8 protein-coding genes are annotated in these 9,362 nt (G+C 61.2%); all 8 read left to right on the top strand.

The features are described from left to right. A partial coding sequence (locus Q0L62_RS04400) for an acyl-CoA dehydrogenase family protein (protein ID WP_296676966.1) occupies positions 1-1,207 on the top strand: 1,207 nt, incomplete at its 5' end. Then, positions 1,204-2,361, top strand: coding sequence for an acyl-CoA dehydrogenase family protein (locus Q0L62_RS04395; protein ID WP_296676963.1), 1,158 nt, complete (start codon positions 1,204-1,206; stop codon positions 2,359-2,361). The genes Q0L62_RS04400 and Q0L62_RS04395, both read left to right, overlap by 4 nt. A gap of 17 nt (positions 2,362-2,378) precedes the next feature. Further along, the gene (locus tag Q0L62_RS04390) at positions 2,379-3,359 is read left to right on the top strand and encodes a nitronate monooxygenase family protein (protein ID WP_296676959.1); all 981 of its coding nucleotides are present in this window, start codon (positions 2,379-2,381) and stop codon (positions 3,357-3,359) included. Between the two features lie 22 nt (positions 3,360-3,381). Beyond that, positions 3,382-4,632 carry an acetyl-CoA C-acetyltransferase gene (locus Q0L62_RS04385; RefSeq protein ID WP_296676956.1) on the top strand — a complete coding sequence of 417 codons (1,251 nt, stop codon included), beginning with the start codon at positions 3,382-3,384 and terminating at the stop codon, positions 4,630-4,632. Positions 4,633-4,635: 3 nt separating this feature from the next. Further along, positions 4,636-5,529: a succinate--CoA ligase subunit alpha gene (sucD, locus tag Q0L62_RS04380; protein ID WP_296676954.1), complete on the top strand. Its 894-nt coding sequence runs from the start codon at positions 4,636-4,638 to the stop codon at positions 5,527-5,529. Next, entirely contained in the window at positions 5,526-7,574 is a 2,049-nt protein-coding gene (locus tag Q0L62_RS04375; protein ID WP_296676951.1) for a 3-hydroxyacyl-CoA dehydrogenase NAD-binding domain-containing protein, read from the top strand. Before sucD ends, Q0L62_RS04375 begins: the two co-directional genes overlap by 4 nt. Next, the gene (locus tag Q0L62_RS04370; RefSeq protein WP_296676950.1) at positions 7,513-8,322 is read left to right on the top strand and encodes an NUDIX hydrolase; all 810 of its coding nucleotides are present in this window, start codon (positions 7,513-7,515) and stop codon (positions 8,320-8,322) included. The genes Q0L62_RS04375 and Q0L62_RS04370 overlap by 62 nt, the downstream gene beginning before the upstream one ends. A 259-nt stretch (positions 8,323-8,581) precedes the next feature. After that, positions 8,582-9,298 carry an IS6 family transposase gene (locus Q0L62_RS04365; protein ID WP_296676947.1) on the top strand — a complete coding sequence of 239 codons (717 nt, stop codon included), beginning with the start codon at positions 8,582-8,584 and terminating at the stop codon, positions 9,296-9,298. The last annotated feature ends 64 nt before the right edge of the window (positions 9,299-9,362 follow it).

Here is a 9,362-nt window from a genome sequence, read left to right as displayed (position 1 = left end):
CATGAGCGATTATGATGCCTTCCAGGCCAAGGCCCGCAGCTGGCTCGAAACAGTCGCGGGCCAGTTTGGCCGCGATGCCCGCCGGGGCCTGTCGGAAGCCGACGATCTCGCGCTGGGTCGACGCTATCTGGCAGCTCGCTTCGATGCTGGGTTTGCCGGGATCAACTGGCCCAAGGAAGTCGGTGGGCAGGGCCTGAGCCACATCGAAAAGGTCTTGTTCGATACCGAGGAAATGGCCTTTGGCATGCCGACCGGATATTTCGGCATTTCGTTGGGGATGCCGGTGCCGATCCTGATCCGTTTCTGCGAAGACAAGCCATGGATGAAGGAGCGGGTTCTCAAAGCGCTCAAGGGCGAGGAAATCTGGTGCCAGCTGTTTTCCGAACCCGCTGGCGGGTCCGACCTTGCCGGCCTGCGCACCCGCGCCGAAGAGGATGGCAACGGCTGGAAGCTCAACGGCCAGAAGCTGTGGACCAGTTGGGCCCAATACAGCGACTACGGCGTGATTGTTGCACGAACCGATCCAGCTGCGCAAAAGCACAAAGGCCTGACCTACTACTGGGTCGACATGAAGGCCAAGGGAGTCGAAGTTCGCCCGATCAAACTCGCCGGCGGTGACAGCCACGTCAACGAAGTGTTCTTCGACGACGTCCGGCTTGAGGATTCGCAGCGGATGAGCCCGGTCGGCGGCGGCTTCGGGGTCGCCATGGCCACCTTGATGATCGAGCGTTACAGCGCGACCGACAGCGGCGGCTTTGGCCCTCACCTCGATCTATTCATCGAACACGTCCGCGACCTTGAAATCAACGAACGGCCTGCGCTCAAGGATGCGCGGGTTCGCTCGGCAATTGCCCGAAATCATGCCATGCGGGCCGGGCTGGAGTCGATCACCGCCCGCGCAATGCAGATGATGCAGGCAGGAATGGAGCCTGGACCTGAGGGTTCACTCAACAAGCTGGTCTCCGTTCGCAGCCGTCAGAAGCTGTCCGAACTGGCAATTGACCTTGAGGGCAATCTCGGACTTGCATTCGATGCTCATGCCTCGGTCAAGGAAGACTGGTCGACCAGCTGGCTCAACGCGCCGACCGGGCGGATCGCGGGCGGCGCCGACGAGATGCTGCTGAACACCATCGCCGAAAAGATCCTTGGCCTGCCGCAGGACCACCGGCCCGACAAGGGTGTGCCCTTCAATGAGATCCCGGCATGACCGAGGGCGAGGACATCGCTGAAATCCGCCGCGCGGTGCAGGCGCTGTGCGCCGAGTTTCCCGGCGAATACTGGCGCGCCAAGGACCGTGAACGTGCCTATCCCGGCGAGTTCGTCGATGCGCTGACCAAGGCCGGGTTCCTTGCCGCGCTGATCCCCGAAGAGTTCGGCGGCTCGGGCCTCAAGCTCGATGCCGCGGCGGTGATTATGGAGGAAATCCAGTCCTCAGGCTGCAACGGCGCCAGCGCGCACGCACAGATGTACATCATGAACACGCTGCTGCGGTATGGCTCGGCTGAGCAGAAAGCGCAGTATCTGCCCGGCATCGCCGATGGCTCGCTGCGGCTGCAGGCCTTCGGGGTCAGCGAACCGACCAGTGGCACCGATACGCTGTCCTTGCGCACCGTCGCGGTCAGAGCCGGCGATCACTATGTGATCAACGGCCAGAAGATCTGGACGAGCCGCGCCGAGCATTCAGACCTGATGCTGCTTCTCGCTCGCACCACTCCGCGCGAACAGGCAGCGAGCAAGACCGAGGGGCTGTCGATCTTCCTCGTCGACATGCGCGCAGCGCTTGGCAACGGGCTGACGATCAAACCGATCCGTACGATGATGAACCATTCGACCACCGAAGTGTTCTTCGACGACCTGCGGATCCCCGCCAGCGCGCTGATCGGCGAAGAGGGCAAGGGCTTCCGTTACATCCTTTCGGGCATGAATGCCGAGCGCATCCTGATCGCGGCCGAATGCGTCGGCGATGCCAAGTGGTTCATCGAGAAGGCCACCGCCTATGCCAAAGACCGCAGCGTGTTCGCCCGGCCGATCGGGCAGAACCAGGGCGTCCAGTTTCCGATTGCGCGGTGTTACGCGCAGATGCGCGCCGCCGAGCTGATGGTGCATCACGCGGCGCAAACATACGATCAGGGCGGTAACCCGGGAGCCGAGGCCAACATGGCCAAATTGCTCGCCAGCGAGGCAAGCTGGGCCGCCGCCGACATGTGCGTGCAGACCTTCGGCGGGTTCGGCTTTGCCGAGGAATACGACGTGGAACGCAAGTTCCGCGAAGCCCGGCTTTATACGGTCGCCCCGATCAGCACTAACCTCATCCTGAGCTACCTGGCCGAACACGTGCTTGGGCTGCCGCGCAGTTATTGAAACAAAGGACCCGGACCATGGCAATCAAGACGCGTATTACCGAATTGCTCGAGATCGAGCATCCGATCGTCCAGGGCGGGATGCAGGGCGTTGGCGTGGCCGAGATGGCCAGCGCCGTGTCCAACGCAGGCGGACTCGGCTTGCTCACAGGGCTGACCCAGCCTTCGCCTGGGGCGCTGCGCGACGAGATCGAGCGGTGTCGCAGCATGACCTCCAAGCCGTTCGGGGTAAACTTGACGGTCTTCCCGACAATCAATTCTCCCGATTACAAGGCCTATGCCCAGGCGATCATCGACAGCGGGATCAAAGTGGTCGAGACCGCCGGTACACCAGCGGTCCGCGAAATCTGGGAGCAACTGCGCCCGCACGGGATCAAGATCCTGCACAAATGCACTGCGGTGCGGCATGCCGTGTCGGCCGAAAAAGCCGGTGTGGACGTTATCAGCATCGACGGGTTTGAATGCGCCGGGCACCCCGGTGAGGACGATATCCCGGGCCTGATCCTGATCCCTGCGGCGGCCGACAAGGTGAAAATTCCGATGCTGGCTTCGGGCGGTTTCGGCGATGGACGCGGGCTCGCTGCGGCGCTCGCGCTGGGCGCCGACGGCATCAACATGGGCACGCGTTTCTGCGCCACTGTCGAAGCCCCGGTCCATGACAACGTCAAGCAGGCCTACCTCGACAACGACGAGCGCGGCAGCTTTCTGATCTTCCGCAACTTCAAGAACACCGCCCGGGTCGGCAAGAGCCCGGTGTCTGAAGAAGTCGTGCGCCGGCTGGCAGAACCCGGCGCCCGGTTCTCCGACGTGCAAGAACTCGTTGCAGGGACTGCAGGGCGAGAATTGCTGCAAACCGGCGACTTGTCCAAGGGCGTGTTCTGGGCCGGGATGGTCCAGGGTTTGATCCACGATATCCCGACTTGCCAGGTCCTGCTCAAGCGCATTGTCGCAGACGCCGAAGCAATCATCCGCCAGCGCCTTAGCGGCATGCTGGCCTGAGCCATTTCAAGGAGTATTTCTCATGGCCGAAGCATACATCATCGACGCAGTCCGCACTCCGCGCGGGGTTGGCAAGCCGGGCAAAGGCGCGCTGTCGCACCTACATCCTCAGCATCTCGCCGCAACTGTCCTGAAAGCAATCAAGGACCGCAACGATCTCGACACGGCTTCGGTCGACGACATCGTCTGGTCGACATCAACTCAGAAGGGCAAGCAGGGCGGAGACCTGGGCCGGATGGCCGCGCTTTCGGCGGGCTATGACATCTCGGCCAGTGGGACCACCCTCGACCGCTTCTGCGGCGGCGGGATCACCTCGGTCAACATGGCGGCGGCCTCGGTCATGTCGGGCATGGAAGATTGCGTGATCGCGGGCGGCACGGAAATGATGAGTTATACCACGCAGCTCGGCGCGGAAGAGGCCAATGCGGGTCTCAAGCCGCTCGGCATGGGTTCGGGCAACCCCGCACTCGATGCAGTCCACCCGCAAAGCCATCAAGGCGTCTGCGGTGACGCGATTGCCGCAATCGAGGGAATCAAGCGCGAAGAGCTCGATGCCTTGGCGCTGGTCAGCCAGGAACGCGCCGATCGCGCCATCCGTGAAGGCCGGTTCGACAAGTCGCTGGTCACCGTCTTCAATGACGACGGCAGCGTCGCGCTCGATCACGAGGAATTCCCTCGCCCTGAAACCACCTCCGAAGGCCTAGCCAATCTCAAGGCCAGCTTCGACGGCGTCGCCGATTTCGATCTTGGTGAGGGAGTGACCTTCCGCAAGCAGATCCAACGCCGGTATCCCGACCTTCAGTTCAACGGCGTGCACCATGCCGGAAACAGTTCCGGAGTGGTCGATGGCGCTGCCGCGATCCTGATCACCTCGCCGGAATATGCCAAGGAGCACAACCTCAAGCCGCGTGCTCGCGTCGTTGCCTATGCCAATCAGGGCGATGATCCGACGCTTATGCTCAACGCACCAGTTCCAGCAGCTCGCAAGGTCCTCGAGAAGGCGGGCCTGAAGGTTGAGGACATCGATCTCTGGGAAATCAACGAAGCCTTCGCTGTGGTTGCAGAGAAATTCATTCGCGACCTCAAGCTCGATCGCGACAAGGTCAACGTCAACGGCGGGGCTTGCGCGCTCGGCCATCCGATTGGCGCCACCGGTTCGATCCTGATCGGCACCGTGCTCGACGAACTCGAACGGACCGGCGGGCGTTACGGTCTGGTCACGATGTGCGCTGCGGGCGGCATGGCCCCGGCGATCATCATCGAGCGCATCTGAGGCATGTCCATTCTCATCAACAAGACCACCAAGGTCATCACCCAGGGGATGACCGGTGCCACCGGCACGTTCCACACCGAACAGGCGCTGGCCTATGGCACGCAGATGGTCGCGGGGGTTACTCCCGGCAAGGGCGGGCAGACGCACATCGGATTGCCGCAGTATGACTCGGTCGGCGAAGCCAAGGCGGCGACCGGCGCGACTGCCAGCTGCATCTACGTGCCGCCCCCGGGCGCGGCCGATGCGATCCTTGAGGCGATCGATGCGCAGATCGAGCTTATCGTCTGCATCACCGAGGGCATTCCGGTGCTCGACATGGTTCGGGTCAAACGCGCGCTGACCGGCAGCAAGTCGCGGCTGATCGGCCCGAACTGCCCCGGCGTGCTGACCCCGAACGAATGCAAGATCGGGATCATGCCAGGTTCGATCTTCAAGGCCGGCTCGGTCGGCGTGGTTTCACGCTCGGGCACGCTGACTTATGAAGCGGTGTTCCAGACCAGCCAGATCGGACTGGGCCAGACCACTGCGGTCGGGATCGGCGGCGATCCGGTCAACGGTACCAACTTCATCGACATGCTCGAGCTGTTCCTGGCCGACGATGCGACCAAGTCGATCATCATGATCGGCGAGATCGGCGGCTCGGCCGAAGAGGAAGCCGCGCAGTTCATCGCTGACGAAGCGAAGAAGGGCCGCAAGAAACCGATGGTCGGATTCATCGCCGGGCTGACCGCCCCTCCGGGCCGCCGGATGGGCCATGCGGGCGCGATCGTCTCGGGCGGGCAAGGCGGCGCGGAAGACAAGATCGCGGCGATGGAAGCCGCCGGGATCCGCGTCTCGCCCTCACCCAGCGAGCTGGGCGTGACGCTGGACGGGCTGCTGAAGGAACACGCCGCATGAACCAGGTTGGGACTACGGAAATTGTCGACGGAATCGGCGTCCTCACCATTGATTACCCGCCGGTCAACGCGCTGTCAGTACACACCCGGATTGCGCTCGATGCAGGCTTTCGCGAGTTCGCTGCCGACGACAGCGTCAAGGCGATCGTACTGATTTGTGCTGGCCGGACATTCATCGCCGGAGCTGACATTTCCGAATTCGGCAAGGATCTTGGCGGGCCGAACATGCTCGACGTGTTCGACATCATCGAAAATGGCAGCAAGCCGGTGATTGCAGCGATACACGGCACCGCGCTCGGTGGCGGCTATGAGACTGCCCTGATTTGCCACTATCGAATTGCCGTCCCGTCGGCAAAAGTTGGTCTGCCCGAGGTCGCGCTAGGCCTGCTGCCTGGCGGCGGCGGCACACAGCGCTTGCCACGCATTGTCGGCATTCCAGCTGCTCTCGACTTGATGACAGGCGGTGCGCCGGTACCGGCCACGAAGGCGCTTGAACTGGGAATGATCGATGCACTCGCCGAAGAAGGCAGGCTGCGCGAAGATGCAATCGCCTTTGCCCGTAAGCTGATCGAACAAGGCGACCCGCTACTCAGGGTGCGCGACCGGCAGGACATGGTCGAGCCATACCGCGGCAGGCCCGACGTCTATGCCGACTATCTCAAGAAGAACGCCCGCGCCTTTCGCGGATTCAAAGCGCCATTCAACATCGTAAAGGCAGTCGAGGCCGCCGCCGAATTGCCGTTCGAGCAAGGTATTGCGCGCGAACGCGCGCTTTTCCTAGAGCTAATGAACAGCACCGAGAGTGCGGCCCAGCGGTATTACTTCTTTGCCGAGCGCGAGGCGGCCAAGGTGCCTGATCTGCGCAGGGACACCGAGACCCTGCCGGTTCGTAAAGTGGGGGTGGTCGGAGCCGGCACTATGGGCGGCGGTATCGCGATGAACTTCCTGGACGCGGGATTGCCGGTAACCCTGATCGAGCGCGATCAGGCTGCGCTCGATCGCGGCGTCGCTGTGATCCGCAAGAATTATGAGGGATCCGCAGCGAAGGGTCGAATGTCTGCCAAGCAAGTCGAACAGCGCATGGCGCTACTTGCGCCGACGCTGGACTTCGACAAATTCAAGGATGCCGATCTGATAATCGAGGCCGTGTTTGAGGATTTAGGGATCAAGCGCGAGGTATTTGCGAAGCTTGATGCTATAACAAAACCCGGTGCAATCCTTGCCTCCAACACCTCGTTCCTCGACCTCGACGAGATCGCCGCGGGCACATCGCGGCCTGAAAGCGTCATCGGCTTGCACTTCTTTTCCCCCGCAAACGTAATGCGGTTGCTCGAGATCGTGCGTGGGGCACAAACTTCACATGCTGTTCTAGCCACTGCACTGAAGCTCGCCAAGACCATCACCAAGGTTCCGGTGGTCAGCCGCGTCGGGCCAGGCTTCATCGCTAACCGGGTTATGAGCCCGCGCAGTCGCCAGGCGATGGAGCTGGTGCTCGAAGGCCCCAGCCCGCAAGAAATCGATCTGGCAATCTACGACTACGGCTTTGCCATGGGTCCGTTCGCCATGGGTGATCTGGTAGGTCTCGATGTGATCGGCCGCGGTTCGAACGAGCGCAGCCTGCAGGGCGATCTGGTCAAGCTTGGCCGGCTCGGCCAAAAGCATGGCGGCGGGTTCTACGACTATGATGACAAGCGCGTCGCTTCGCCAAGTCCGGTTGCTGCGAATGTGATCGCTGATTTCGCGGCCAACAGGGGTGTCGCCAACAAAGGCCATTCGGCTACCGCTGAGATCTTAGCACGACTGCTTTATCCAGTGGCGAATGAAGGGGCAAAGGTATTGGAAGAAGGCATCGCGATCCGAGCCAGTGATATCGATGTCGCTTGCATCTTGGGTTACAACTGGCCGGTCTATACCGGGGGTCCAATGTACTGGGCAGATACAGTTGGCCTTGCGAAGATAATCGAGGGGCTTAACTCAATGGGAATTGAACCAGCAAGCCTCCTTGTGGAGAAGGCGGCTACATCCGGCAGCTTCACCTGCGGTTGAATTGAACGTGGACGCGCCAGAAGGGCCTCATATTGCAGAGCCAAGACTTGCAGCGACGGTGCTGCTGGTCAGAGATGGTCCTCTTGAAGTTCTGATGGTCAAGCGAGGTCAAGCAGGATCGTTCCCATCGAAGCAGGTGTTCCCGGGCGGAGGGGTCGAACCTGAAGATTGGTCTCAAGAATGGCTTGCGCGCTGCAGCGGCGCCGAGGGTCTCGACCGGCAAGACATTGCGTTGCGTATTGCTGGCTTGCGCGAATGCTGGGAAGAAACCGGCGTTCTGCGTGCGTCAGGCCAGTTCTCGCTAGATCGGCACTATCCTGGCGAGCGCCCTCTCGCGGATCTCATGGACCATCTGGCTGCCAGTTTTGAACTCGATACGGTGGCACATTTTGCTCATTGGACAACTCCGGAAACGGCGCTGAAACGCTGGAATACGCGGTTCTTCATCGCGAGAGCGCCCTCAATCCATCAGACTTGGTGTGATGGGCGAGAAACGGTAGCTGCCGAATGGATAGAACCTGCCCTGGCGCTCGAATTGTCCGATCGCGGCGAACGGGACCTGCTATTTTCAACGAAGTTGAATCTGCATCTGTTGGCGGGTTCTGCGACCGTGGAAGAAGCGATACTTGCCGCGAGGGCACGGCCGCTATTCGAGGTTTGTCCATGGACCGATACCGTCGGGGAACGATTTCGGGCTCGAATTTCACCAGAAGCCGGATATCCGGTCAGTGAGGGGTGGTTGGATTGAATGCTTGAGGGTACTGTCAAACTAACCAGCATTTGGTTCGTGGCCGAGATTTTTGCCTCACAGCGTTGAGTGGGCGCTAGCAATCTGCCGATACAAACTAAGACCAAATAAGGTCAGAAAACAGATCGAAGTTTCGTCGCAGAACCAGCTAACCAATCTGGCAAATGGCGGTACATTTGCTTTGACAATGCCCTCATGCTCCCAGGCGGGTGCTGTCAAAGCTAATGCACCGGTAGTCAGAGCAGGGTAGGGGCGGGGGATGCCTCGTCCGCGCAAGCCCGCCAGCCCGTTCCGCTATTTCAAATCCTCGCCCGAGGTAATCCGCCTCGTGGTGCTGATGTATGTGCGGTTTCCATTATCGCTGCGCAATGTTGAGGACCTGCTCTTCGAGCGGGGCATCGACGTCTGCCACGAAACCGTAAGGCTGTGGTGGAACCGGTTTGGCCCGCTGTTCGCTGCCGACATTCGGCGGCAGCGGGTGAGCCGGATGCGTGGCTTCCGGCACTGGAAATGGCATCTCGATGAGGTCTACGTGAAGATCAACGGCGAGACGCACTACCTGTGGCGGGCGGTTGATCAGGAGGGCGAGGTCTTGGAATCGTTCGTCACGAAGTCGCGCGACAAGGCGGCAGCGCTTGCGTTCATGAAGAAGGCACTAAAGCGCCACGGTTCGCCAGAGGCGATCACCACTGATGGCCTCCGCTCCTACGGCGCCGCGATGACCGAGCTAGGCAACAGCAACAAACGCGAGGTCGGCCGCTGGGCCAACAACAGGGTCGAGAATAGTCATCTCCCGTTCCGACGACGAGAACGGGCGATGCTACGGTTCAGGCGAATGAAGACGCTCCAGAAGTTCGCCTCGGTCCATGCCAATGTCCATAACCACTTCAACCTCGACCGCCATCTCGTTGACCGACAGACCTACAAGACCCTCCGCTCAGCCGCCCTGGCTGAGTGGCAAATCCTCGTTGCCTGAGTCGCGAACCCCATAGCCCGAACCTCGCCAAGTGGAGACGGGTTCGCATTGGACTGACAGCACC

The sequence above is a fragment of the Novosphingobium sp. genome (assembly GCF_024642085.1).
Lineage (GTDB): Bacteria > Pseudomonadota > Alphaproteobacteria > Sphingomonadales > Sphingomonadaceae > Novosphingobium.
Note: the sequence above shows the minus strand (reverse complement) of the source record. Positions and strands in the feature narration are given on the sequence as shown.

What these genes read in the sequence shown, in the direction of transcription:
- Q0L62_RS04395 (WP_296676963.1), top strand. Translation starts at nt 1,204, where the DNA reads ATGACCGAGGGCGAGGACATCGCTGAAATCCGCCGCGCGGTGCAGGCG.
- Q0L62_RS04390 (WP_296676959.1), top strand. Translation starts at nt 2,379, where the DNA reads ATGGCAATCAAGACGCGTATTACCGAATTGCTCGAGATCGAGCATCCG.
- Q0L62_RS04385 (WP_296676956.1), top strand. Translation starts at nt 3,382, where the DNA reads ATGGCCGAAGCATACATCATCGACGCAGTCCGCACTCCGCGCGGGGTT.
- sucD (WP_296676954.1), top strand. Translation starts at nt 4,636, where the DNA reads ATGTCCATTCTCATCAACAAGACCACCAAGGTCATCACCCAGGGGATG.
- Q0L62_RS04375 (WP_296676951.1), top strand. Translation starts at nt 5,526, where the DNA reads ATGAACCAGGTTGGGACTACGGAAATTGTCGACGGAATCGGCGTCCTC.
- Q0L62_RS04365 (WP_296676947.1), top strand. Translation starts at nt 8,582, where the DNA reads ATGCCTCGTCCGCGCAAGCCCGCCAGCCCGTTCCGCTATTTCAAATCC.